24 protein-coding genes and 4 pseudogenes are annotated in these 26598 nt (G+C 43.5%); 13 read left to right on the forward strand and 15 right to left on the reverse strand.

From position 1 onward, the window contains the following. Positions 1 to 120: 120 nt before the first annotated feature. The 6 genes and pseudogenes from ACUN2T_RS23230 to ACUN2T_RS23255 form a co-directional block, all read right to left on the reverse strand. A pseudogene (locus tag ACUN2T_RS23230) lies at positions 121 to 1008 on the reverse strand (PAAR domain-containing protein); the annotation flags it as partial. 9 nt (positions 1009 to 1017) lie between these two features. Continuing rightward, the gene (locus tag ACUN2T_RS23235) at positions 1018 to 1443 is read right to left on the reverse strand and encodes a DcrB-related protein (protein WP_445495255.1); all 426 of its coding nucleotides are present in this window, start codon (positions 1441 to 1443) and stop codon (positions 1018 to 1020) included. A 744-nt stretch (positions 1444 to 2187) separates the two neighbouring features. After that, positions 2188 to 3681: an aldehyde dehydrogenase family protein gene (locus ACUN2T_RS23240; RefSeq protein WP_445495256.1), complete on the reverse strand. Its 1494-nt coding sequence runs from the start codon at positions 3679 to 3681 to the stop codon at positions 2188 to 2190. Between the two features lie 33 nt (positions 3682 to 3714). Further along, positions 3715 to 4083 carry a cupin domain-containing protein gene (locus tag ACUN2T_RS23245; RefSeq protein WP_445495257.1) on the reverse strand — a complete coding sequence of 123 codons (369 nt, stop codon included), beginning with the start codon at positions 4081 to 4083 and terminating at the stop codon, positions 3715 to 3717. Positions 4084 to 4156: 73 nt separating this feature from the next. Then, on the reverse strand, positions 4157 to 5458 hold the full coding sequence (locus ACUN2T_RS23250; protein WP_445495258.1) for an NAD(P)/FAD-dependent oxidoreductase: 1302 nt from the start codon (positions 5456 to 5458) through the stop codon (positions 4157 to 4159). A gap of 108 nt (positions 5459 to 5566) precedes the next feature. After that, the gene (locus ACUN2T_RS23255; protein ID WP_445495260.1) at positions 5567 to 6322 is read right to left on the reverse strand and encodes a helix-turn-helix transcriptional regulator; all 756 of its coding nucleotides are present in this window, start codon (positions 6320 to 6322) and stop codon (positions 5567 to 5569) included. A 265-nt stretch (positions 6323 to 6587) separates the two neighbouring features. On the opposite strand from ACUN2T_RS23255, the gene uriH reads away from it, so the two are divergent. After that, positions 6588 to 7538: a uridine-preferring nucleoside hydrolase UriH gene (gene uriH / locus ACUN2T_RS23260; RefSeq protein WP_445495261.1), complete on the forward strand. Its 951-nt coding sequence runs from the start codon at positions 6588 to 6590 to the stop codon at positions 7536 to 7538. A 365-nt stretch (positions 7539 to 7903) separates the two neighbouring features. Then, positions 7904 to 9100 carry an aspartyl protease family protein gene (locus ACUN2T_RS23265; protein ID WP_445495262.1) on the forward strand — a complete coding sequence of 399 codons (1197 nt, stop codon included), beginning with the start codon at positions 7904 to 7906 and terminating at the stop codon, positions 9098 to 9100. A gap of 237 nt (positions 9101 to 9337) precedes the next feature. On the opposite strand, the gene ACUN2T_RS23270 is transcribed toward ACUN2T_RS23265, so the two are convergent. After that, positions 9338 to 9574, reverse strand: a complete 237-nt coding sequence (locus ACUN2T_RS23270; protein ID WP_445495263.1) for a helix-turn-helix domain-containing protein — start codon at positions 9572 to 9574, stop codon at positions 9338 to 9340. Positions 9575 to 9722: 148 nt separating this feature from the next. Here ACUN2T_RS23270 and xreR2 point away from each other — a divergent pair, with 148 nt between their 5' ends. Continuing rightward, entirely contained in the window at positions 9723 to 9932 is a 210-nt protein-coding gene (gene xreR2 / locus ACUN2T_RS23275; protein ID WP_445497965.1) for a cell morphology transcriptional regulator XreR2, read from the forward strand. Between the two features lie 163 nt (positions 9933 to 10095). Here the strand turns inward: xreR2 and xreR1 are convergent, their stop codons facing one another. The 4 genes from xreR1 to ACUN2T_RS23295 all read right to left on the reverse strand — a co-directional run bounded on the left by xreR1 (position 10096) and on the right by ACUN2T_RS23295 (position 11439). Next, on the reverse strand, positions 10096 to 10332 hold the full coding sequence (gene xreR1 / locus ACUN2T_RS23280; protein ID WP_445495264.1) for a cell morphology transcriptional regulator XreR1: 237 nt from the start codon (positions 10330 to 10332) through the stop codon (positions 10096 to 10098). A 91-nt stretch (positions 10333 to 10423) separates the two neighbouring features. After that, positions 10424 to 10930, reverse strand: coding sequence for a peptide deformylase (def, locus tag ACUN2T_RS23285; protein WP_445495265.1), 507 nt, complete (start codon positions 10928 to 10930; stop codon positions 10424 to 10426). Between the two features lie 138 nt (positions 10931 to 11068). Then, positions 11069 to 11230: a hypothetical protein gene (locus ACUN2T_RS23290; RefSeq protein ID WP_445495266.1), complete on the reverse strand. Its 162-nt coding sequence runs from the start codon at positions 11228 to 11230 to the stop codon at positions 11069 to 11071. A 68-nt stretch (positions 11231 to 11298) separates the two neighbouring features. Continuing rightward, positions 11299 to 11439 carry a hypothetical protein gene (locus ACUN2T_RS23295; RefSeq protein ID WP_445495267.1) on the reverse strand — a complete coding sequence of 47 codons (141 nt, stop codon included), beginning with the start codon at positions 11437 to 11439 and terminating at the stop codon, positions 11299 to 11301. 390 nt (positions 11440 to 11829) lie between these two features. Between ACUN2T_RS23295 and ACUN2T_RS23300 the strand changes: the two genes are divergently transcribed. The 7 genes from ACUN2T_RS23300 to ACUN2T_RS23330 all read left to right on the forward strand — a co-directional run bounded on the left by ACUN2T_RS23300 (position 11830) and on the right by ACUN2T_RS23330 (position 21044). Next, a complete protein-coding gene (locus tag ACUN2T_RS23300; protein WP_445495268.1) occupies positions 11830 to 12558 on the forward strand; it encodes a DUF969 domain-containing protein in 729 nt (242 codons plus the stop codon). Beyond that, complete coding sequence (locus ACUN2T_RS23305; RefSeq protein ID WP_445495269.1) at positions 12558 to 13574, forward strand: DUF979 domain-containing protein; 1017 nt, start codon at positions 12558 to 12560, stop codon at positions 13572 to 13574. Before ACUN2T_RS23300 ends, ACUN2T_RS23305 begins: the two co-directional genes overlap by 1 nt. Positions 13575 to 13668: 94 nt before the next feature. Continuing rightward, positions 13669 to 14439, forward strand: a complete 771-nt coding sequence (locus tag ACUN2T_RS23310; RefSeq protein ID WP_445495270.1) for a LamB/YcsF family protein — start codon at positions 13669 to 13671, stop codon at positions 14437 to 14439. A 56-nt stretch (positions 14440 to 14495) separates the two neighbouring features. Then, positions 14496 to 16109, forward strand: a complete 1614-nt coding sequence (locus tag ACUN2T_RS23315; RefSeq protein WP_445495272.1) for a 5-oxoprolinase subunit B/C family protein — start codon at positions 14496 to 14498, stop codon at positions 16107 to 16109. A gap of 35 nt (positions 16110 to 16144) precedes the next feature. Further along, positions 16145 to 17899 (forward strand): acetyl/propionyl/methylcrotonyl-CoA carboxylase subunit alpha, encoded by a 1755-nt coding sequence (locus ACUN2T_RS23320; protein WP_445495273.1) that lies wholly within the window; start codon positions 16145 to 16147, stop codon positions 17897 to 17899. 1100 nt (positions 17900 to 18999) lie between these two features. Beyond that, on the forward strand, positions 19000 to 20226 hold the full coding sequence (locus ACUN2T_RS23325) for an RtcB family protein (RefSeq protein ID WP_445495274.1): 1227 nt from the start codon (positions 19000 to 19002) through the stop codon (positions 20224 to 20226). 5 nt (positions 20227 to 20231) lie between these two features. Beyond that, the gene (locus tag ACUN2T_RS23330) at positions 20232 to 21044 is read left to right on the forward strand and encodes a nucleotidyltransferase domain-containing protein (RefSeq protein ID WP_445495275.1); all 813 of its coding nucleotides are present in this window, start codon (positions 20232 to 20234) and stop codon (positions 21042 to 21044) included. 997 nt (positions 21045 to 22041) lie between these two features. Here ACUN2T_RS23330 and ACUN2T_RS23335 read toward each other — a convergent pair. Next, positions 22042 to 22464 carry a cupin domain-containing protein gene (locus ACUN2T_RS23335; protein ID WP_445495276.1) on the reverse strand — a complete coding sequence of 141 codons (423 nt, stop codon included), beginning with the start codon at positions 22462 to 22464 and terminating at the stop codon, positions 22042 to 22044. Between the two features lie 963 nt (positions 22465 to 23427). On the opposite strand from ACUN2T_RS23335, the pseudogene ACUN2T_RS23340 reads away from it, so the two are divergent. The 3 genes and pseudogenes from ACUN2T_RS23340 to ACUN2T_RS23350 form a co-directional block, all read left to right on the forward strand. After that, positions 23428 to 24129 (forward strand): annotated as a pseudogene (locus ACUN2T_RS23340) (phosphorothioated DNA-binding restriction endonuclease). 119 nt (positions 24130 to 24248) lie between these two features. Beyond that, the gene (locus tag ACUN2T_RS23345) at positions 24249 to 24431 is read left to right on the forward strand and encodes a hypothetical protein (RefSeq protein ID WP_445497997.1); all 183 of its coding nucleotides are present in this window, start codon (positions 24249 to 24251) and stop codon (positions 24429 to 24431) included. Continuing rightward, positions 24428 to 24683: pseudogene (locus tag ACUN2T_RS23350) on the forward strand (DUF91 domain-containing protein); the annotation flags it as partial. The gene ACUN2T_RS23345 and the pseudogene ACUN2T_RS23350, both read left to right, overlap by 4 nt. A 287-nt stretch (positions 24684 to 24970) precedes the next feature. Here ACUN2T_RS23350 and ACUN2T_RS23355 read toward each other — a convergent pair. From ACUN2T_RS23355 to ACUN2T_RS23365, 3 genes and pseudogenes are all read right to left on the reverse strand, one after another. After that, positions 24971 to 25408: pseudogene (locus ACUN2T_RS23355) on the reverse strand (helix-turn-helix domain-containing protein); the annotation flags it as partial. A gap of 32 nt (positions 25409 to 25440) precedes the next feature. Next, entirely contained in the window at positions 25441 to 25599 is a 159-nt protein-coding gene (locus ACUN2T_RS23360) for a hypothetical protein (protein ID WP_445495277.1), read from the reverse strand. Between the two features lie 405 nt (positions 25600 to 26004). Beyond that, the gene (locus ACUN2T_RS23365; protein WP_445495278.1) at positions 26005 to 26274 is read right to left on the reverse strand and encodes a helix-turn-helix domain-containing protein; all 270 of its coding nucleotides are present in this window, start codon (positions 26272 to 26274) and stop codon (positions 26005 to 26007) included. Positions 26275 to 26598 lie beyond the last annotated feature (324 nt).

Consider the following 26598-nt stretch of genomic DNA (forward strand, 5'->3'; position numbering starts at 1 on the left):
GTGTACCAGGTTGCTTTGGGCCTCCGGGCAGAAACAACGGTGTCCTGCCGGCACATCAGGGAAGGGCACGATATCCCCGGCAGGGGAACGCCAGAGCAGCCCGTCTTCCACGCGCGTGAGGTGGCTTTCCCAGAACAGGCTCCAGCCCTGACCAAGTACACTGTCATACTGATAACGGCTCAGGTAGCTACGCTGCCAGTAGAGCGGCAATTCAGCGTCAAAAACGAAGTCCAGTTCATCCTCATCGTTCAGGAATTTCTGGCCGGCAATGACTTCCACCGGGTTCATCAGAATACCCGCGACCGGCACCGCCACGGCAAGCGCCCCCAGCCGGCAGGCGATTTTGCGGATTTTAGCCGCTCCCGGTATCTTGTTAAACAGCGTCTGCAACGCGCCGGGGCCTTTGGCTGCCGCGCCACCAAAACTGATTAACCCGGCCGCAAACATCGTTAAATCGGAAACGGTATACGCCCATTTGGGGATTTCCGGCGCAATGTTTGCCGTCTGCGCCGTTCCGCCGCCGATGAAGACATTAGACGAACCGGTCATGACTACCGCATCACAGACCGTTTTGTCTCCCACCCGCACCACCGGATAACCATTGATGAAAACGGAAGCAGAGCCTTCCGCCATCTGACGAAGGCCATCCTCTTTACTGCACGCCACCTGACTCCGCGTCGCGATGGCGGCGGGTTTGCCGTTGATAAAAACATTGGGGGAGCCCCGGGTGATTTCCCCGCAGGGACTTCGCGACGAGGCTCCCTGAGAGACGCCGGCGTCACGTGCCATGTCGCCTAAATATCCCGCTGCCATGCCCACCGCAATGGCGGCACCTATCAGCAAAACGCCCACCCCGATGCAGGATGTGGCCAATCCGGCCACAAAGAGGGCCCCCGCGAGTATTCCCCCGGCGGCTGAAATTAATGAACCGATGACGGTACCCGCAACCAATCCGGCCAGGGCGCTGGAATGGCCTATAGTGTCTCCGAGCCGTGCAGCTTCTGGCATAGCGCCTCCCTAGAATTGGAAACTGTTCAGGCCGTCATCCAGCCACTGCCGTTGAGCATCGGTGAATGCCTGCTGAGATGACAGGGTGAAAATCAGCGCTTTTTTCTCATCCAGCAGAAATACCGCCTGATATTGATGAACCTGCTGCCCCTTCTTGGGCCGATAACGGGAAAGCAGCGTCGTGCCTTGCCGCAGGTTATCACCCAGCGTCGCGGGCTGTTCTGCCAATAATTGCCAGTCGCGCAGACCGCTTTTCAGCAGACCTTTCTGGCGGGTGAGGTAACTGGCGAGATCTTCACCTGCGACCAGCTGATCCCGCGAGATGTTCAGCGCAGGGGCATCGGGCGCAATGAGGATGTTTACGGTCTGTTCCTGATAGCCTTCCGGTAATGTGATGCTGCCTTCAGTGAACCGACAACGGGAGCGATTGTCCATTTTTCTTTAGTCTTATTTAATCATTAAGTGATGTTATTAATACATTAAGCCTGTTTATCCGGTGAGGTGAGTGAACCGAATGCTGATGAAGTCATAACTTTAGCATCAGCACCGTTAATCCACCGCCGTCACAGATAACCTGAATTGATAACACTGACTGAACAGAGTGGAGAGGTATCCTCTTCTCAGTCATTAATAAAGATACATAATTAATCATGTTATCCGCTTAATATTCAGGCAAAAGGTTATAACAAAAAATCGGCGATGTATTGATTTTTAGGTGAATTAACACTCAGTTAATTTAATGGAATGTGAATAGCATCACAAAAAACATCAATAATCTCACTAAAAATCAGCCTTAATGAGCTAAATAACTTAAATTTTATTAAATACCTTTCCCTTGCTTGGTTTATAGCCTTTGCATTAGTCACCAAAGAAATTTAACTCTGTATTTTTTATGATATTGAAAAAAATTAGGGATCATCGGCTATCTCATTAACCTCAGCTCAATCTGAGCCAAATAAGCTTTTTATTCGACTCACAGGAGAAACCAATGTGGATATAGGAACAACCGAACTGGCCTAAATTCCATTAGAATGCCGACACGATTGCGCCATTACGGCGAGACGTGCATTTTAACCAAGGGTTGTGTCAGCAAATCCGATGATGAAGATGCCAAGCAAGCAACACTTGATAGCCCCTTTTACCGCTCAGGGGCCGTCCTTTCCTAATTCAGAAATAAAATCAATAACGGACCATAACCGATTTCAGTTCAGTATAGTGCTCAATAAAAGCGCTGCCGAATTCACGGCCAATACCTGAAGATTTCGTACCACCGAACGGTAATGCCGGATCAAGGAATGTATGCATATTAACCCAAACAGTCCCGGCTTCAATACGCGGGATCATACGCATAGCTTTGCTCAGATCATTGGTCCATAAACTCGCTGCTAAACCAAATGGCGTGCTGTTCATCAACCCAATCAGCTCTTCCTCATCGTCATAACTGAGGAAAGTGCCTACAGGACCAAATGTCTCTTCCTTCATCAGCGAATCTTCTGGGCTGTTAGCACGAATAATGGTTGGCACCACAAAGCAACCGGGACCTTCCAGAGCATAACCGCCATAAACAATTTCACTGCTTTCCTGACGGGCTTTGTCAAATAGGGACAGTATCTTGTTGTAGTGCTCTTTGTTCGCCAGCGGTCCCATTTCCGTCGATTCATCCAGCGGGGAACCAATGTTCATTGCAGCAAGTCTTTCAGACAACAATTTCAGCACTTCATCCATGTGGCCGGCAGGAATATAGAAACGTTCAGCCGCAGCACAAATTTGCCCTTGATTGAGATAACCCGCTTCCAGAACACCATCAACAATCTTTTCAGCAGACATATCTGCCAAAAACGCCGCACCGTTTTTACCACCAAGCTCCAATGTAACGCGAGTCAATCCCTGTTCCATCGCTGATTTACCCACGGCAATACCGGTTGGCACAGAGCCGGTAAAAGTCACTTTGGCACACAATGGATGACTTATCAGCGCAGGACCTAATACCGAGCCTGAACCATTAACCACATTGATGACACCATCAGGAATACCCGCTTCTTTTGCCAATTCAGCCACCCTGAGCATTGTCAGCGGTGTGTATTCGCTTGGTTTCAACACAATGGTACAACCACAGGTCAGTGCAGCCGCCATTTTCCAGATGGCAACGATGATGGAGAAATTCCACGGAATGATCCCTGCCACAACACCAATCGGCTCACGACGGGTAAACGCCGTGTATTGTTCACCTTTAAAAGAGGGCAAAGAAACATTCAGCGTTTCACCGCTAATCTTACTTGACCATCCGGCAAAATAACGCAAGAACTGAACAGAAGAGTCAATTTCTAGCATGCGGGACAATTGGATAGTTTTACCAGAGCAAACACTTTCCAATTGCGCCAGTGCTTCCCGATGTGCCAGTAATAAATCTGCCAGACGATTCAGGCAGTTACCACGCTCCATAGGTGAAGTTTGCGCCCACACACCATGAAATGCAGCATGTGCCGCTTGCATAGCCGCATTGACTTCCGCTTCACCGCCTTGATTCACTGTCGCAATAACTTCATCAGTCGCAGGGTTCACCACGGAAAATGTTTCATTTCCCTGACCGCCGACTAACTGACCATGAATATAATGACCATGATTGCGTTGCAGAAAGGCCGTAACCTGCTGTAACAGGGTTATATCACTCATGACTTAACTTACCTCTAATCAAACGGGTGCTTTTTAACCTTTAATACAAGCCAGATAATGCTTCACAAAACGGTCTGCGGTCACTTCCCACAACACTTCAGTTCCTTTCGCGGCAAACCAGGAATCCCCCGGATGATATTCAACTGTTTCACCGGTTTTCACATCGGTCAGTTTTACCGAGCCTTCCGAGACGGTTGCGTGCTCATCAAATGGATACACCATACTGAATTTGCCACGGGTACAGGCGAAAATGCCGCAAGTCAGATTATCAGTCGGTTCGCCAAATATCATTGCAACACTTGCCTGTGGATCACCTTCCACAACGGTAGAACCCAGATTGCTTACGCTACCAATGTCCAATAGTTCAGGCAGTGATTTGTTCAATAAAAGAGATTTAATCATGATGTTCTCGCTTCAAATAAAAGAATTTATAGATCGTTCAGTGAATACTATTGATACCGAAAATCTCAATAAGTTAACGGCGGCCTTTCCAGTATCCTGACGTTTGATGCCAGATCTTGCCCGCCGACACCATCAGATGTCTCAACGTATCTTTGCCAATAATGTTCGCATGAGGAATTGCGCTCATCAGGTCATAACGCTCAGATCCTTCGCTTATCCCCTCAGCCAGGACCTTACAAACAATATGGCTTGGCGTTACCCCAAAGCCGGAATATCCCTGCACGTAGAACACATTATTATGCTGCGGCAAAGAACCGATTTGCGGGAACAGGTTGGCACTGCAACACAATGGTCCTCCCCATGCCAATTCAATTTTTACATCTTTCAGATAGGGGAAAACCTTCAGCATCAAATGGCGGTTCCAGGCTTTCAAATCCGATGGAATGTGTTCAATTAAAGGCGTTGTACTGCCGAACAACAGGCGGTTTTCGTTAGTCACCCGGTAGTAATCGATAACCGGACGAATATCACTGTATGCACCACGGATTGGGCTGATTTTCTCGATCACATCATCCGATAATTCTTCCGTCATTAGCTGGAAAGCATAAGTGTTAATTGTCTTCTTGTAGATATACGGCTCAAGGCCATTGAGGAAACCGTTACAAGCCCACAGCATTTTATTGGCGCGGACAGATCCCATTGAGGTACGAACCGTCACTCTGGAACCGTATTCAACATTCAGCACCTGGCTGTTCTCAAAGATTTTTACGCCAAGTTCTGTCGCGGCTTTAGCTTCACCCAATAATAAGTTCAGGGAGTGAACATGCCCGCCCCCCATATGCTTCAACGCGCAGGTATAGACATCAGAACCCACAACTTTTTTCACATCAGAGCCGGTATACAGCTCAATTTCTTCATCAGGAGAAACCGCCTGAAAATCTTTCAGCCAGCCACGTAACGTTTTTTCCTGCCGCTTATTAAAACCAAGATAGCCATAACCACGGCAGAGATCCGCATCAATGTTATATTTCGCAATACGATCACGAATAATGCCGGCACCAAGGTTGCTGATCTTAAAGATCGTCTCCAGCCCTTTTTCACCAACATGCCGCTTGATCACTTCCAGATCATGACCAATACCCGCCATAACCTGACCACCATTACGGCCAGTACCACCATAGCCAAGATGACGCCCTTCCAGAATCGCAATATTGGTGATGCCTTTTTCCGCCAGTTCAAGCGCGGTATTGATACCGGAAAATCCACCGCCGATAATGACGACATCCACATCCAGATCTTCTTTTAATATCGGAAAACGAAGATCATACTTCTTGGTCGTTGCATAATAAGTCAATGAATCAACATTATTGTTCATGTGATACTCCAATTAGCATCTGACATAATCACCGGATTATCTGTAGTGCGAAGTCACATCACCATGTCCCTTTAGGGATATTTGCAACACTGTATTAACAATTGTGACTCAAGCGAAATAACGCACAGGAGGCGTCAAAAACAGGCTAAACAGCTCTGCTTGTGATCTGATTTGCAGTTTTTGATAGATATTTTTCCGGTGGTTTTTCACCGTTCCAGTACTGATAAACAGTTTTTCAGCAATCTGTGGCGAGCCTTTACCTTGCAATATCAATTCAACAATCTCACATTCCCTTGGCGTCAAAGCATAACGGGACTGGGTATCCAGACAAACCATGTCAGCAGAAGAGGCTTGCTGCACCATTTCACCGTGTAATCGGGTAACACTGCGAACAATTTCCAGCGCTGTTTGCAGGTTTTTCTGGTGCTGTTTTTGTATGAAGAATGGCTGATTTTCATTACCCAAAAACAGGCCAAGCTGCCTTTGAGGAGAGAGTTTCAGCAAAACGCCCGCTTCATCCCGCCAGCCGGTCTTACGATAAAAATTCAGATAGTAATCAGTATGATAAAATCCTGTAGGAACGAGTTCCCGTAAGGTAAACAGATCAGTCTCAGCCCCCTTTATCAAAGCCTGATAGAAAGGATCTTGCAGATAAGCACCCTGTTGATAGATCTGGTTTACCGCATCGCTGTTTTTCTTCTCTGCTTTACTTAAACAACGTGGAGGAGAGCCTTGCTCAAAGGCATAGACAATGGCGTTATCAAAGGCAATAAATTGTTCCAACCAACTAAGTAAATTAGGATAAAATTCACTGGTTGCCACAGATTCAATCACTGTTGACAATCTATCCACATGAATATCCATTCCAGCCCTCGCAATTATTAAGAAATTAACAATAAATCCGAAGTAGATATTGCCCGCCAATTCCATAGCGAAACTATATAAGAATCACACTCAAACTGGTTATACAACTCAATTGTCGTTTATATGCTAATAAAATCACAATTATGAAACATTTTATTAATTATTTATGAGCACCCTCACACAGACCTGAGATCTCATCACGGAATAGATTTTTTAACTGAATTATTCTCATTTTTTATATCACTTTCTTTGACAAGGAGTAAAAATGACCTCTAAGAAAATTATTCTTGATTGTGATCCGGGACATGATGACGCCATTGCGATACTACTGGCACATGGTAATCCTGATATTGAGCTATTAGCCGTCACCACTGTTGCCGGTAATCAAACATTGGAGAAAGTCACTCGCAACGCGCTGGCGATAGCGCATATTGCCGGTATTAACGGGGTGCCCTTTGCCGCAGGCTGTCATCGCCCATTGGTCCGTGATCTCGAAACAGCACCAGATATTCACGGCGAATCGGGTCTGGGAGGCGTGAAGCTCCCGAAACACTCACGGACGCTTGATCCCCGTCACGCGGTGGATCTGATCATTGATACCATCCTGTCTCATCCACCCAAAACAGTAACATTGGTCCCTGTCAGCAGTCTGACCAATATTGCTCTCGCTGTCCGTAAAGCACCACAGATCGTTGAACGGGTAAAAGAAGTTGTTTTAATGGGGGGTGGATATCACACCGCTAACAGAAGTGCAGTTGCAGAATTCAATATCAAAGTTGATCCAGAAGCAGCACATATTGTTTTCAATGAAAAATGGCCGCTGACGATGGTCGGCCTGGATCTGACACATCAGGCACGAGCTACACAAGAAGTCACGAAAGCGATTGCACGTATCAATACCAAAGCTTCCCGGTTTGTCGTGGATATGCTGGAGTTCTACGGCAAAAGTTACCAAGAGAGACACGGCTTCAATTGTCCTCCAATACATGATCCTTGTGCTATCGCCTATGTGATTGACCCTACAGTGATGACAACGCAAAAAGCACCAGTCAATATTGAACTGAACGGCACTTTAACCGTCGGTATGACCGTGGTGGATTTCCGTTCTCCACCACCAGAAGATTGCTATACTCAGGTTGCGGTAAAATTGGATCAACAACGATTCTGGCAATGGGTCATTGATGCGTTGAGCAACATTGGCGATACTTGCAATTAAGGTGGAAAATCACTTCAGGCATAAAATCATAATTAAAGCCGTTATTTAATACTAAACGGCTTTCAGCGCTACCTTAGACCGTGAATATCGACAAGCCAGACGCCATAATCTAAATCCACGGGTATTTTTCCAGATCATTGACCAAATAACCACATTCAAACAATTCAAGAACGATTTGTTGCTTGATAGCGGAAGATTCTATCTCATTAATCGAGTTCACCATCATCACAGCTGGAGTCCACAACACCGTATTCGTGACTACACAGTAACTGACTGAATTTTATGTTAACCAAGTATAATGATGTGGTTGTTTATCTGAACCATAGACTTTCATCTTCCACACCACAGAAAAGGAATCCAATTCCATGAAAAAACAGGGCCAAATAACCTGCCAAGCACTTATTACCGCTGGTTTACTGACACTGATCACCGGCTGTAGTCATATAGAAAAACGCCATACTCCCGAAGAAAATAAGCCGGTACTCTCTACTAAACTGAATCTCCATCAACCTACCACGATTATAGTTCCTGTCACGATCTCCGGTAAAAAATATCAATTCCTGCTGGATACCGGGGCCAGTTATACCTTCATCGACAATGAATTGGCTAAGACACTGACCCAAATCACGCCAGAATCAAACATCCCGGTGACATTCCACCATATGTTATCCGATGGATTAATGACGACCAGTGAAAAACGATTACACAGAGATGAGCTGACATTATGGCAATCCCTTGCTATTACCATCGGTAATTATAGCGTGCCAGCTTCTGATCCCTGGATTGGCATTGATATGAATCTTTTCAATCAATCCATTGGTCAGAAGCTGGATGGCATCCTTGGAATTGATACTTTCCGCCAATTAAACTGGGAGGTGAATAATGTAAACCATACCCTGACAGTATGGCACCATGCACCTTCAATCCTGAATTATCAGCAATGTGAACCTTACAGTGACAGCTACGGGAAATCTCCTGCAATTCAGGTTTCTAATGTCATTTTCAACATAGATACCGGAGCTGATTATAGCTATGCTTCTCAAGAGTTTATTAAATATCTGAAAAAAGATCATAAAGATAAAATTTCTGAAGGAATTAATGTCAAATATGCATCAGCCAGCGGGCTTGATAGTGGGAAAGAGTACCTGATTGACGGCTTTTATTTACAACAACTGCCTGTTGGTCGTCTGAGAGTCAGCGAAAATAAAAACGACCAATACTATCTCGGTATGAGTTTCCTCTCTCGTTTTGATGACTATCTATTTATCCCCAATAAAATGTTGCTCTGTTTTAACGCCAAGAATTTCACCCGTTATGACAGTAAATTACTGCGCACGATTGCAGTCCGCTATTTTAATAATAAAGTAGAAATATTCTACAACGAGCCAAAAGATATTGAAAAATTTGGCTTGAAGAACGGAGATATTGTGTTGGAAGTTAACGGCCAGAAAATCCTTCCTAAGGATATGACCTATCTTCGTAATCAATTATCAGAGACACCATCGGGTAAACTGACAATAAAAATTGAACGGAATGGCGTCCAGCAATCCATTCATATCTAATCGCTTCATTCATAGTGGGAGAACCTGATTCTCCCACTATAAACTATTTCAATTCGTTATTTATTCTGGTTTCCTGACTCATGCCTTTATGCAATTTACTCATAATGACATTTCCTCAATCGCACTTGCCAGTCATTGTTAACCTACTGGGCTCAATTTCATTGAGGGTTAACACTGTAATTCATTCCAATAAAACATAAATAAGAAAATTCCTAAGAAATAAAAGGAAAGGTACGGCTAGCTTTTTTGTTTTGTACTGAAATCAAACAGATCTGTCAACTCAATCTGCAAACCACTTGCAATGATATTGATAATTTCCAGCGTAGGATTTCTGATCCCCCTCTCAATGCCGCTGATATAGGTACGATCAATTCCACATTTATCGGCAAAGGCTTCCTGAGACATCCCAGACGACTGTCTGAGATGCCTAACTCTTTGTCCAAAAAGGGATTTTACAGCATTTGGCTTTTTCATCTAATAAGTATCGAATTATGTTACTTATCAGACCACGGACTATAAGTCACTTTTCACGGTAAGTTATGTTATCATACGTGACTCATAGTCTACTATGTAACGATTTATCTTTTTATATCAAAGTTATCCGTAACATGAAGGATTAATGATGAAAAATCAGGACTGGCACCCAGCAGACATCATCGCAGCACTGAAAAAACGGGGAACATCGTTAGCAGCAGTTTCAAGAAAGGCAGGGTTAGCCTCATCTACCCTTGCCAATACCTTGCAACGCCGTTGGCCCAAAGGTCAGCGGCTCATTGCCGCTGCTTTAGATTGCGACCCAGCCGAGATATGGCCTTCGAGGTACACGAGGTAAGTGGCTGTAGATCGAAATGGGGTAGTTCATCAACGATGATGAGCTACCCCAACAGGCTTTATGCCACTTGATGAAATAATGATGGATAGGGCAGAAAAATAAAATCGCCCAGAAGGAAATGGTTGAACCAAAAGGTAATAAAATGATACGCAAATAAAATCAGTTAACTCTTTTTTTCCGCACTAAAATCAAACAGATCTTTCAACTCGATCTGCAAACCATTTGCGATGACATTGATAACTTCAAGCGTGGGATTCCTGACTCCACGTTCAATACCGCTGATATAAGTACGATCAAGCCCACATTTATCAGCAAAAGCTTCTTGAGACATACCCGATGTCATTCTGATATATCTCACTCTTTGTCCAAAAATGGATTTTATTGTATTAGGCTTTTTCATCCGATAAGTATCGAATGATGTTACTTATCAAACCACGGACTATAAGTCACGATTTCCTATAAGTCGTGCCATTAATATGACTGACAGCCAGTTAAGATGCTCTGTTATTTTGATATTTTTTAATCTTTTTAAGCACCATTTGTCTTTTCAATGGTGACAGATAATCAATAAAAACCTTGCCATGAAGGTGATCAATTTCATGTTGCATCACAATAGCCAGAAAATCCTCACTTTCCACCGTGATGGTTTCACCATGCCTGTTTAACGCTTCAATTTTTACCTTTTCGAACCGTTCTACATCAGCGTAATACCCTGGGACGGACAAACATCCTTCCTGCCCTACGACACTGCGTTCTTTTTCAACAATTTTTGGATTTACCAGAATCAAGGGCTGATCCCGATTCGCTGAAATATCAATGACCACCACCGCTTCTTTTCGCCCCACTTGCGGTGCAGCCAAACCGATCCCATTATCTGTGCTATACATAGTGTCAAGCATGTCATCAATAAGACCTTGTATCTCCTCAACATTTATGACTTCAATACATTTTTGCCTCAATCTCTCATCTGGAATAGTCAATATTTTTAATGTTGCCATGACAAATGATTCTCTCTCTTCGGGCAGCCCGTCGTTGCTTTCAATCGGTTTTAAACCGCACTCTAGCGCTACAGCCCAAGCTGCTTTGTTTTTAGATTTATATAGTTAGTACACTTCTCATCCTGAATTCAGTAGTAACTATGCCTTAACGATATGTTTTCCATGATAGAAATTAATCGATATCATATCATCCAGTACACCTTTGAAGCTGTTAAATAGCACGAATGGCATATCACTCGAATAAAGATCCTGGCTGCTTTCTACCATTACCCCTAACTCATCATCGAATAATGTCTTCAAGATAAAAGGACAAATCCCCGATGGTTAGACCCCGGCAAAAAATCTGATGATCACATGGGGTAATTTCTTTAGTGTTCTGTTGGGTGTTGTGCTATTGAATGAGCTGATGGCTCCACCGAATCGCTTTCCCGGTCAATCACATGAATCAACATGTTACCTAAATCCAATGCATCACCCCGGCTGAGTTCCTCGGGGAAACCCGGCCTCATTGAACATCGGATACAATATCAACCTGCACATAATGTGAATACTTGAACGAGATACGATAATTTAACCAGAACTTGGTATCAAAGATGCAAAAAATAATATACAAATCAAATATATACTAAATGACAATACCATTATTCACTTTAAATGTGTAGATACCTATGCCGATGAAGAGGTGTTAGTCACGGTATAACTTCTCTACTACGCAAGAATGCAACCTATCTATACCCTATGGATTTCAAGATGCATCGCGGCGGCAAGGGAGCGAATCCCCGAGAGCATAGATAACGATGTGACCGGGGTGAGTGAGCGCAGCCAACAAAGAGGCAACTTGAAAGATAACGGGTATATAACGACACAACAGGTATTTCTATGTACAGAGGTAACACAACATGCAACAAATAGTGAATCTATGGCCGTTGATTGGCATCGCGGTCATTGTAGTCGGCTTTTTACTGAGATTTAACCCCGTACTGGTGGTGATTGTCGCCGGAATCATCACCGGGCTGGCGGCACATATGCCAATCACGAATATTCTGGAAAAGTTAGGTTCCGGCTTCCTTAATACCCGAAATCTGCCATTGATCCTACTGCTGCCACTGGCAACGATTGGCCTTTTGGAACGACACGGTTTAAAAGAGCAAGCTCAGAACTGGATTAAGAATATCAAAACAGCGACCGCCGGACGTCTGCTGATTGTCTATCTATTCATTCGTGAAGTCACGGCTGCACTGGGCCTGACCAGCCTGGGTGGGCATCCGCAAATGGTGCGTCCATTGCTGGCCCCTATGGTGGAAGGCACGACGGAAAACCGCCACCATGATCTGCCTGACGATGTACGCTATCGCCTGCGTGCTATGTCAGCAGCCACCGACAATGTTGGCCTTTTCTTCGGTGAAGATATCTTTGTCGCCTTTGGGGCAATCATCTTTATGCATAACTTCATGCTGGAATCTGGCGGCATCCAAACGGAGCCACTGCATATCGCCATGTGGGGGATCCCTACGGCTGTCTGCGCCTTCCTGATCCATGCCTTTCGTTTATCCCGCCTTGACCACCACATCGCGACCGAGCTGGCAACCTTGAATGGCATGGACCAAAATAAAAGGAAGCCAAAGTAATGTTTCAGCAACAATATCTCTACTGGTTGGCAGGTGTGATCCTGTTGGCCGTAGCCGTGATGTCCTTGCGTGATCACACCAACCCCCGCCGCCTGACCACCAGCTTATTCTGGGCGCTATACGCAATCGTATTTCTGGTTGGTGACTGGACCTACCGCCTGATAGCGCTGTGGGCAGACAGCGAAGCTGAGGTTCAAAAAATGCTGCATATCAGTGTGGGGCTGCTCGTGGTGTTAATGGCGCTGATAGCCGGTCTTGGCGGTGTGCGACTCGGCAGCTACCACCAGCGCACACCTCAGCAACGACAGGAAAGTGCCTCTCGCCTGGGCCATCGTATCTTCCTTCCCGCACTGGCGATTCCCATCGTCACTGTGGTGGGAGTGCTATTATTTAACCATGTTCCTGAACTACAACAGGCATTATTTGGTACCGGCAACCATTCCACGCTGGTGACTCTGTTTTCCATGACAGTGGGTTGTTTAACCGGATACGGCATTGCATTGAAAATGACACATGAAAGCATCGCTCAATCAACCCAGGAAGCACGTCGCTTGTTGGATGCTATCGGTTGGGCGTTTATCCTGCCACAGATATTAGCTACGCTGGGACTCTTATTTACAGTAGCAGGCGTAGGTACCGCCATTTCTCACCTGACTGAAAACTACCTGGCAGTCGATAACAGATTTATCGCCGTAACAACATACGTGATCGGCATGGCATTACTGACAATGGTGATGGGCAACGCCTTCGCCGCCTTCCCGATTATTACCGCCGGGATCGGTATTCCAATTCTGGTACTGCAACACGGCGGTAATCCAGCAGTGATGGCAGCCATCGGCATGTTCTCAGGCTATTGCGGTACATTGATGACCCCAATGGCAGCAAATTTCAATATCGTTCCCGCCGCACTGCTGGAACTGCCAAATCGCAATGCGGTTATTAAAGCACAAATCCCCACCGGAACAGCGCTGTTGATTGCCAACGTTTTTCTGCTCTATTTTTTGATGTTTTTATAAGGGGATCACATGAAAACAGTTCTGATCACCGCACGGGTAAACATCTTGGGTTTCTCACTGCATTTTTGAATATCATTTTATTGAGGGTAATTCTATGAAATTTATCGATTTAAACAGTGATCTTGGCGAAGGCTTTGGTCAGTGGAAAATGGGTGACGATAATGCCATGTTGAATATTGTCACCAGTGCCAATGTGGCGTGTGGATTTCATGCTGGTGATCCCGCCGGGATTCTTCAAACCCTGAAAGCTGCCCATGAAAATCAGGTGGTTATTGGTGCCCATGTCTCCTATCCCGATCTTGTTGGATTTGGTCGCCGCAATCTGGACATTTCCAGCAATGAACTGATCGCAGATGTTATTTACCAGATTGGTGCGCTGAAAGGTCTGGCAACAGCAGCAGGAACTACCGTGAGTTATGTTAAACCGCACGGCGCACTGTATAACACCATTGCCAACAATGAGTACCAAGCACTTGCCGTTATTACAGCAATTCGTGAAGTGGATGACAACTTGGCGCTGGTTGGATTAGCCGGTTCAAGAATTTTGGATTTGGCGAAAGAAAAAGGCTTACGTACCGTTGCCGAAGCCTTTGCCGACAGAGCTTACACGCCACAAGGCACACTGGTTTCCCGACGGGAAAAAGGGGCGGTACTGCATGATACTAACGAGATCGCCCGACGCATGTTGCAACTGGTCACCGAAGGGGGAGTTGATGCGATTGATGGCAGCTTTACCCGCATTCAGGCGGACTCCATTTGTGTTCATGGCGACAGTCCCGGTGCTGTAGAAATGGCGCATCAGGTGAAAACAACCCTGCAACAAGCCGGGATCACTGTACAGTCCTTTATGCAAACCAGTAAGTAATCATTAACATCACGCGCCTTCTTACATATGTCGCTTATCATGCTCAGGAGTGCTTAGTGCGTTTTTTACCTGTTAATTTGAATGCCATTATTGTCGAACTTTGCGATCTGGATGAAACCCTGGCGTTATTTGATTCACTTAACGCCAGCCCAATTCCAGGCATAGAAGAAATTATTCCAGCGGCCAGAACACTTCTGATTCGATTTCGTCCCAATGTCATTTCCGCCGTCAAACTTGCCAGAAAAATCAATGGCCACAACCTGAATACACGGCACAAAACAACCGGAAAACGCGTTGAAATCCCAGTGTATTACAATGGTGAAGATCTGGTTGAAGTGGCTGAAATCCTTGGTATCACCACACAAGAGGTCATCAAACGACATACAGCAAGTGAATACACCGTTGCTTTTACCGGATTCGCCCCTGGATTTGCTTATTTAGTAGCAGACTCTGATCTTTTGCATGTTCCTCGCCGGATGACGCCAAGAGCCCGCATCCCGGCGGGATCGGTAGGGCTGGCAGGAGAATTCAGTGGAATATACCCACAAGCCAGTCCGGGAGGGTGGCAAATCATCGGCACCACACCAGAACGTATGTGGGATCTCTCGCGTTATCCCCCTTCCCTGTTGCAACCGGGCTTTCGAGTACGTTTCAGAGATAAAGGCAAAGGCGCAACAATCACCGTCATCCAACCCGAAAATCCTGTTGTTAACCCAGAAAGCGACTTCTCTTCACAGGTTGATAAACATTCATCACTGGAAATCTTATCAACCGGGATACAGACACTTTTTCAGGATTTAGGGCGTTCAGGACAAGCAGGTTTAGGCATTTCCTCTTCTGGCGCGCTGGATAAAACAGCGCTGCGAAGTGCAAATCGTATCGTCGGTAATCCTTCAAATAACGCCTGTCTGGAAATTGCAGAAGGCGGATTAAGCTTCATCTCTCATGGCAACGTCATTATCGCTGTCACAGGCGCTGACTGCCCAATCACGGTCCAAACGGCATCTGGCCAGAGGTTTCAGGTTGATGGCTACCAACCTGTTGATCTGAGTGATGGTGCTAAAGTGATGCTGGGCACACCCAAAGCGGGAGTGCGTTGCTATCTGGCAGTCCGTGGCGGTTTTGCCAAAACGCCTATCCTCTCCAGCCTTTCTTACGATACGCTGGCAAACATTGGCCCCAAACCCATCGCTACAGGCGATATTCTGGATATTCTGACTGTCATGCAGGGTTCCGCTGTATCAATGGACGAAAGCCCGGCTTTCAATATGCCTGCCGCTGACGATATCGTCACACTGGATATTATTCTGGGACCACGAACCGACTGGTTCACCGCAGAAGCGCTATTCCTGTTACAAAACCAACTCTGGCAGGTCACTCCACAATCTAACCGGGTAGGTATTCGCCTGAATGGAGACACACCGTTATCGCGTTTTAACCATGAAGAGTTACCCAGTGAGGGAACTTCCGCTGGTGCCATTCAAGTTCCCGCCAGTGGGCAACCGGTTCTGTTTTTGGCGGATCACCCTTTGACCGGCGGCTATCCTGTCATAGGTTCGATTGCCAGTTACCATCTTGATCTTGCCGGACAAATTCCTGTCAATGCCCGTATCCGTTTCAACCCAATCAGTGAATTTCACGAAATAAAAGGGAGTGATTGCTGCTTATGAATACTGCAATAACTTTGAATAATAAAGAAAACCATATGAAAAAAGTTTTGATCGCTAACCGCGGTGAAATTGCCGTCCGTATCATCCGTGCCTGCCGGGACTATGGCTTACACGCCATTGCCGTTTACGCGGACTCCGATATCAATGCACAACATGTACAACTGGCTGATGAGGCTTATGGTCTGGGAGGAAATAGCCCCACTGACACTTACCTTAATATTCCCCGCCTGCTGGATATTGCTAAACGCTCAGGTGCCAGCATGGTACATCCAGGTTATGGATTTCTGTCTGAACGGGCGGAATTCGCCCGCGCAGTCATTGATGCAGGGTTAATCTGGATTGGCCCGGAACCAGCAGCAATTGATATTCTAGGGGACAAAGTTAAAGCGCGTAAAATTGCCCAACGCGTCGGTGCACCACTGGTTTCAGGGACAGAAGAACCAGTGAAAAATGCGGAAGAAGCCCTGACGTTCGCGGAAGAATATGGTCTGCCAATGGCAATCAAAGCGGCCTATGGCGGTGGCGGACGTGGCATGAAAGTCGCTTGGCGGCTGGATGAGGTAACCGAACGCTATAATTCAGCCGTTCGTGAAGCAACCGCCGCCTTTGGCCGGGGAGAATGCTTCATTGAACAGTTTCTGGATAAACCTCGTCATATTGAAGCGCAAATCCTGGCTGATAAACACGGCAATGTAGTAGTACTCGGCACACGTGATTGCTCACTACAACGGCGCAATCAAAAGCTGGTGGAAGAGGCACCTGCCCCTTTTCTGACCGATAATCAGCGCCAGCGTATTCATCAGGCAGCACAGGATATTTGTGCCGAAGCTCGTTATACCGGTGCAGGTACAGTAGAGTTTCTGCTCAGTGCAGACGGAACGATTTCATTTCTGGAAGTAAATACTCGTTTGCAAGTCGAACATCCTGTAACCGAAGAAACCACAGGTATCGACATTGTGATAGAGCAGTTCCGGATTGCGGAAGGTAAACCTTTATCATTGACAGCAACGCCAATTCCATCAGGGCACTCTTTTGAATTTCGTATTAACGCAGAGGATGCGGGTAAAGGATTTTTGCCTACACCGGGAACCGTGACACTATTTTCTCCACCTTCCGGCCCTGGAATAAGATTAGATTCCGGCGTTGTGGCCGGCTCCATCGTTCCCGGAACTTTCGATTCGCTAATGGCTAAATTGATCGTCACCGGAGCAACACGCCAACAAGCTATTGCCAGAGCGCGGCGTGCATTACAGGAGTTCAATATTGAAGGCGTTGCATCAGTGCTGCCTTTTCATCGGGCAATCATAGAACATCCCGATTTTACTTCTGATAACACATTCAAGATTCATACACGTTGGATCGAAACCGACTTTATCAACGATGTGAAAATATCGCCGCGCCAGGAAAATCAGCATCAAGAAAAGGTAACACGCACTTTTATTGAAATTGATGGCCGCCGACACGAACTGGGGTTACCTGCCGGATTATTAGAAGGGCTTTCATTGTCTGATCTTGGACAAAATTCTGTCACCAAGGATAAAGGTAGTGAAGCTAAGAATATCATTATCGCACCTAATCATGTATCAGCCCCAATATCAGGCCTTTTACAATCCTGGTATGTGCAGGAAGGTGATGAAGTTAAACAAGGTGATGTTATCGCTGTGATGGAAGCCATGAAGATGGAAACACAACTGACCGCACATCGTTCTGGAAAAATTATTATCCATGCGGAGGAAAACGCTTATCAACAGGCGGGAAGTGTGTTGGCGAGTATTAATGCTGGAAGTTAGTCATGGCACTGTCAGGTTAATTTATAAAAGGCTAACTTGACACTACACTCATATTGTACGGAAAATATCCGTACAATCTAGAAAAAGGGGAAAATTACTCTTATGCAATCAAAACAATAAAACTCGTTTATTCTTACCCATGAAAACGATTTCTCAAATTTTTTAAACTATATACTTAAATTATAAATCAAACAGTTATTACACTTAATAATAAACCTGTAAAAACGCCAACAAAGTTATAAACATAAAGAATAATCAAAAAATAATTTATAATTACACGAATGATGATAAAGAGGATATATTTTATTTTTATGGTCATTCAAAATAAATAATAATTGACAAAACAAAATATAACTTGTGATTATTTAAATATATATTTAAACGATAATAAATCATTAATCCCACATAAATCACCGACTATATAATATTAAATATTGAATTTCATACATAGATAATATAAAAATTAGTCACAAAAAATCACTTCGCAACCACAATAAATAAGCAAGATACTGATATTATTATAAATTAACCACAAATAAATTAACGAAAATATTATAGACAATATATTGCACACGTTGAAACTTCTAATAAAAACATTAAATAAAATTTATATTTTCAATTTAACCATAATAAAAATCAACTTTCAAATAGCTAATAACCATAGCTTGATAAAAATTAAACACATCATTCCATACAGTAATTAGTTATATGTTTACTCACATCTTACTTAATAGTAAAAAACAATACTTTAATTAACAACATTATAAAATAACCAAGTGACTTTATAATTTCTTTGCAATAATAACCACAGACAATTTTAATATTATTAATAAATTAACATATAATTTTTTACAATACATTTTTATATAGATTGGCATCACAATTTCAATATTATTCAATAAAATAATTGCATTTTTCATTAAGCGTAATAATATATTAATAGTAGAATAAAATTCTTATTCACAATATTTCTCAATGATTCATAAGGAAATTAATATGAAAGTATATTCAGAAGCATTGATTAAAAAGGGGAAAATATTAATTACTTTAAATTATAGTAGTAGTGACGGATAAAATGGGTAAATAATCAGGAGAACAATGTGAGCACAAACGATTACGAATTGATGACTGCACCAAACAGCGCACCCGTAAAAATGTGGACTCATGGCGTACCAGTAGAAGCAGATGCTCGTGAACAGCTATTGAACACAGCAAAAATGCCTTTTATATTCAGCCATTTGGCAGTTATGCCAGATGTACATCTTGGTAAAGGTTCAACCATCGGCAGCGTAATCCCAACACATAGGGCGATTATTCCAGCCGCAGTAGGCGTAGATATCGGCTGTGGAATGATGGCAGTACGTACCTCATTGAATGCCAACGATTTACCGGACAACCTGTATGCTATCCGCCACACTATTGAAATCGCCGTGCCACACGGCCGTACCGTAAATCATACCGGCCACGATAAAGGCTCTTGGCAAAAACCGCCAGAAACCGTCGATCACCACTGGAGCATATTGCAGGCAGGCTTTAAACGCTTGACCGATAAATACCCACAATTACTGAAAACCAATCACCATCAACATTTAGGCACGCTAGGTACCGGTAACCACTTTATCGAACTATGCCTGGATGAATCCGACCGGGTATGGGTGATGCTGCACAGCGGTTCACGTGGCGTCGGAAATGCCATTGGCAACCTATTTATTACCCTCGCCCAACAGGACATGAAACAACATATCGCTAACCTGCCTGATCGTAATCTGGCCTATTTCAAGGAGGGCAGCCGTCACTTTGCCGATTATATGGAAGCTGTCGGTTGGGCACAAAACTTCGCCCGCCATAATCGTGAAGTCATGATGCAACATACACTGTCAGCACTGGCGACAGTGATTACAAAGCCGTTCACTGCCATCATGGAAGCGGTAAATTGTCACCACAATTACGTGCAACAGGAACAACACTTCGGCCAAAACGTGCTGGTGACGCGCAAAGGCGCTGTGGCCGCACACAAAGGAGTAATGGGCATCATTCCGGGATCTATGGGCGCGAAAAGCTTTATTGTGCGTGGACTGGGGAATAAAGAGAGTTTTTGCTCATGCAGTCACGGTGCAGGACGGGTATTAAGCCGTACGGCAGCGAAAAAACGCTTCACAATAGAGGATCAGAAGCGTGCGACAGCACATGTGGAATGCCGTAAGGATAGCGACGTCATCGACGAAATTCCGATGGCCTACAAAGACATTGAAGCAGTAATGGCCGCTCAGTCTTCACTGGTAGAAGTCGTTCACACTCTGCGTCAAGTGGTTTGCGTAAAAGGATAATCACTATGAAAGAAAAATTTGGTGTCAGTGACACCATGAAACAACACATATGCCAAAAACTGGCGCAACTTGAGACGGAACAGCAAATACGAATACTTTATGCCTGCGAATCCGGTAGCCGCGGTTGGGGATTTGCCTCGACAAACAGTGATTACGATGTGCGTTTTATCTATGTGCATACTCCATCATGGTACTTGCGCGTTGACCCACCAAGGGATGTGATTGAATTACCGATCAACGACGAACTGGATATTTGTGGCTGGGAACTGCGCAAAACCTTGGGACTACTGAAACGAGCCAACCCAACACTGATGGAATGGACCGATTCACCGGTGGTCTACCATGAGGATGTAGAATTTATGACAGCATTGCGTATTTTACTACCAGACTACTTTTCCAACAACAAAGCACGGTATCACTATCTGTCAATGGCGAAGAAAAACTTCCGTGGTTATCTGCAAGGCGAAAAAATACGGCTGAAAAAATATCTTTATGTACTGCGCCCGTTGCTGGCGGTGCGTTGGATAGAAGCAGGTAAAGGCGTACCACCAATGCGCTTTGACGTTCTGCTGGCTGAAATGGTTAAGGATGCAACGCTGATGCAAGAAATACAGACTTTGCTTGCTATCAAACGTAACGCCGATGAAACGGATTATGGCCCACGTTTTAAGCACATCCATGACTTTATCCGCCGTGAGCTGGATGATTCATTTACCCGCCGCGAGTTGAAAAAAGATGAAAAACTTCTCCCGGATACTAAACTGGATTTGCTTCTGATGCATACAGTACTTGGCAATAACAAAGAGCATGTATGTTGAAAGACTGGTTGAAAAAGCTGTCCAATGACATAAGATCTCAGTGACAAAGTTGCACGTTTACAAAGGACCAGTAAAACAGATTTTTACCCCCTTGTTGACCTACAGCCAGTAATTTGAATAAGTTACTGGCTGACAGCATATAACTCATATCATTTCTATTCAGAAGAAATAAACGACATAGCCCCACGGGTGGGTTTTTCCAATAAATTGCACAAACGCGCAAGAAAAGTCAGTTATAGCTATATAGCCGGAAGCCAATATGGAATAGCAGAAGTATAGCGGTATTAAGATAAGTTAGTTAGCTAAACTGTTTATAATAACATTAATATATCTATTATATAGATTTATCTCGGCACTATATTTTACATTCTATCACCCCCAGCACTTATATATATCTCCATTATTAACTCTAAATAAAAAAATTACCTCGACAATATACTCATCGCCATGAATACATTATTTCATAAGAATCCAGCCATTGAAATAACAACCAACCAATAGCCATATTATATTAGCAGGAAATATTGCCGCTAATATTATATTGACTTAATCATTATTTCTTTAAATTAACTTCCATTTATAAGTTAATCACCACCAATCATTGAAATCATTATCCAAATTAAACATTAGATCGAAGTAATAAAAATAGTTACCTTACCCCTTTATTATTATAAAAAAACATTATTTCTAATATATTTTCTGTTTTATTCATATTAAATATAATATTTCATAGGCTAGTACCGGCTCCCCTACATGAGACGCCATCATTATATTAATTGAAAAATTTCACATTATCCTTTTATCATTCTAATTACTTTTCCTGGGTTATAACTATCTTCATAAATATAATATTAGATATTCTTCTCTGCCAGTTATCTTCAATTAATTAACTTCTCTTTATTACCTAAAACAATTTATAACCCACCTCTGGCAGAATATCATAGCGTTCTCGCAATCCACCAAGCACTAGCGCATGTTTCATTCAATTAAACCCAAGTTAAACCTTTAATTCTTCTGGGGTTCCATCTCTATATGGCACCAACGTCGTCCTATCTTGCGAATCAACCGCGCAATGATTATTACCAACAACAACCATGACTAAATCGCTGGTTGCCTTAATCGCGTGATCTATTTCCCCATTCACAAAATAACAAACTCCAGGCTCTATTTCATGCTTTTCACCGGCATAAATAACATAACCCGTTCCTGCGAGTACAAATAAGATATGATGTCCTAAGTGAGTATGATTTTGCATCCCTTCATTTTTACTAAAACGAATTAGATCAGCACCAAAACCATCAAACGAAACTAATCCCTCGCCCGTACCCATACTATTAACCATTTTATGATTTTTAGCCATTGTATCTACAACGAGGTGTTCACCATTCCAGTGACAAAATCTATTTTTAATAAATTCCATATTACCTTCCTTTTATCTCTACAAATAAAATTTTATTTTAAAGTAACTATCATCTCTATTTATTAATTGAAATAACACTATCGACCTATCAAATAAAATAATATTCCCCAGTGATATTTCAATCATCACAAACAATATCGACAAATGAATTAACTGGTTATTAACAATATATCAAATAGAAATATGTAATTCCATAGCATTATTTTACAAAGATTCACACTGTGATAAAGGTCACTGTAAAACTCTTATTTTAAATATAATTGCAGAAAATAATTTCCCTATAAAATAGTCTCGACCAAAAGTTAGATTAATCACATTATTAATTTATGGCAACCATAGCACTAATTAAATCGACCTTAACACCGCCTCAAAATAGCTATTTCAGAGGCACGTAAAATCGAACTCTTTTTTTAGCTACAAAATATATACCCTATGGATTTCAAGATGCATCGCGGCGGCAAGTGAACGCAGCCAACAAAACAGCAACTTGAAAGATGAAGAGTATATACAATTAATCCTGCTGTCACCCTTAGCAAAAGCCATATTAAACTACCGTGCCTCAAATATCGTTTCAACTAAATACTATTTTATTAGCAAAATATTCCAATCCCCCCTCGATTTAACACCTTCGCGCCTGTCGCTGTTAACGAAATCCCATGGGCGATGAGTCGTAGACAAACACAACTCGAGGGGAAGCTCTGCTGGCGAGCATAATTGATGGCACTGACGGAAAGCGTGTAGCCACTAATGAATTTGTACTGTCCAAAAACCATCCGGATAGCGAGCTAACATGGCCTCAGTGGTTTCAAGCTACTGAGGTTGTGGAAATATGACATTCGCTAGTGAGCTTTGCACGTAAAACCTTTCATCACACTACCTATGCAACGTTGTAACAAGTACTTTGAAAACCATCATCTTTGCGAGCATGATCGCAATAACTTCAATCTATTAGCAAAACAACCTATGACAACCAGTAAAACACTGCAAGTTGCCATATCTAACATTACCATCTGGCGTAAAGGCGATCAGCGTGTGCCGCATAAGCCGTTGTTGTTACTGTATATATTGTCTGAATACAAAAAAGATCATGATCGACTCTTTAATTACGGCAACGAAACTCATCAACCGCTGCTTGATCTGCTGACTTGCTTTGGACCAAAGCGACGAGCGCATTACCCCACTATGCCATTCTGGCGTTTACAGGGTGATGGATTCTGGGAATGACAAAACACAGAATATTGCACGCCACAAAAAGGTAGCAAGGAACCGCCCAAGCGAGAACTGATTGAAAACAACGTCGCAGGTGGATTTGATCAGGAAAGTTATCAGCTACTACGCAGTAAACCACGTCTAATCGATAAACTCGCCAGTCAGATTTTGAGCAAGCATTTCCCCGAAAGTATCCAAGAGATCATTGCTAATCGTCTGGATTTTGCGCTGGCGGACTTACACAAAGAACGCGATCCTGCTGCATTCGATATGGGCGCGATCGGGCTGGATGATAATATGAAATTACTGATTTCTGAAGGTGTTAATGGCAGTCATATGGTTGAGCGATTGTTCTGGGATTTCGCTGGGCATTCTCTATTGTTACCCAAAAACCGGGAACATTACCCTTTAGAACTCTTTGTCAAATGGCATCAGGAACAGGTGTTTAGGAGATAGATTGGGATATATTAGAATTTTCCCCTCATCTATTCGTCCATTTCTTCTGCCATTAAATTTCCTGTCATATGCAACAAGACACAAAATACGTTCATAGTTCTTGCGACCCGCCTCGCATCATGGACAATAGAGAAAAAACTTCAGGTTACTTACATACTGTGACTACAAAAATTGATACAACAATATCTCAAGCATTAGATTTTATCGAACTGATAAAAGAACGTCGCTCCGCCCTTATCTCCGCCGCCGTCACCGGCAAAATCGACGTACGCGACTGGCAACCCCCTAAGGATGCTGTATGAGCGATATCCAGCTGTTTCGCTACAACCACAGCCGATGTAACAGAACTCCCAGGCAAAGCAGCAGCCATTGAAAAAAATCTGCAATCACTGATCGAATCCCATATGGACGCCTTTTTGGGCGTCCGATTCTTGGCGACGGAATACAATACCGGCAAAACACATCGCGGACGCATTGATTCACTGGGACTGGACGAAAATAACTGCCCAGTAATTATCGAATATAAGCGGCACAGCAATGAGAACGTAATTAATCTCAGCTCTGCTTAAGAACAGAGATTTCAGAGGCACGTAGATTCAGGCTCGATCTTATCGCTTGGCATGTAAATGTGCTGCTTCTATGCGTTTCGCGCATTGACTCAAGCATTTTTACGCCGATAACGTATCAACAGTAAGTTTGTCGGACATTTGTTCAAGCTCACTCGGGTTCAGTCCGGTGATTTTCATCACCGTTTCACGGTCAATACTCAGACTTCGGGGACTGTTCTGCCAGTCGCCGGATAAAACCCTCTGGATCGGCGGTATCTCCCGCCTGTAATATGTCGCTGTTTTTCTGCCTCGAATTTATGAGGGACGCCGCAAGGTTTTTTATAAGAAAAACCCTGACGGTGTAGCCATTTATTCATGCCGGGAATGCTAAAGGTCATATTCCAGAGCTGAGCAACATAGACCACGATTTCATGGGTGTGATGGAAAAGATGTTGAGATAAGTGATTGATTAAAAAATCAGTTTGTTCTTGAGAAAGTCAACTATCAGACCCCCCATTATCAGATTGAAGTTTCCCCTGATTGAGGTAATCACCGATATGGCGGTCAACGGTGGTCTGATGGAGTCGCAATGCCTGGGCTATCATCACAGAACTCCCCCCTTCAGAAGCCAGAAGGATAGCTTTTATTCTGTCTCGTACTTGACCATCACGAGTGGTGTCGTGAAGACGTTCAAGTTTGATTTTTTGTTCTGATGTAATAAATATTTTCATAGCGAGGATAATGATCTCCATTTCGGATAAAATCAAGCATCCTCAATGATTACGGGTACATAACGCTGTTCTGCCGCTTCTAGCAAATCAGATTCACTAAAATTACCTTCCATAATTTTGCCCATCTTATCTTCTGTTTTATTAAGAATTTTAGAAAGAGTTTTAACAGCATTATTAACATCCCAAGGCATTAACTCTCTTCCTCTTATTTTTGCAAAAGGTATCAATCAGCAACATCCCTTCCTCTCTGAAAATTTAACATACCGGGCCCCACAGAGAACAATGCACCGATATCTATCGCTTCATCTAATACTAATGGTGCGAAGGCCGGACTCGCAAACGAATATAATTTATTGAAATTAAATAAATTATTAAAAGTAAATTTTCAAAATGCCCCATTTTGTGCCCCATATTTATTTTACTCCTTTTACCCGTTCATATATTTGATTTTAATATATTTTTATGAATTATTTGATACATTGGTATAAGAATGAAGTTAAAAAAGCCATGAGGTTTAAATTAGTCTGCCATCTCACTCTCAGGGCTTCGTATAAAAATTTATCATTTTCACAAAGTAGATCACAAGTTAAAACGGGTTATTCCTGCGACTTATCTCGAACTTTTCGCTCAATTAATCGACCCTGCTTATCAAAATAACGGCTAGGCCAGATTTCTGAGGGGTGAATACCGAGATAGTTAGCGATTATCCACTCGCCTTTAGGCCATTGCCTGCTGAGTACATTTGCTAATGTTGATGAACTGAGTCCTGCTTCACGAGAAACAGCCGCTAAGGTTGTACCTCGCTTACGTAATGCAGCAATAATATCGGCCTGATGCCAGTCATTTTGAACATTGTTGTTATTCATTCCTGTTACCCCTTCCATTAATTAATATTGATGGTGGTGATTCAAGGCAGGGTTAGCAGACTGGGTTCACACCAGCGAGGCCGAAGCCTCCCCTACCTGAATCACCATAGAAAGGGTGAACGCAGGCGCACTGGCAGAAACATCCTACCAGTGTCAGTGAACACAAGGCTGCTAAACCTTGACCATTGGATTGAGCCAATGGCAAGAATACTTTAACTGATTGTATTATCGGACTCAATAACCGAACGAATAAGTTTAACGGCTATAAACACGTTCAACATAACAGCCAATGTTTCGAATGCGGTCAATTATTTAATCAATCAG

This window comes from Photorhabdus machadonis, from assembly GCF_052657765.1.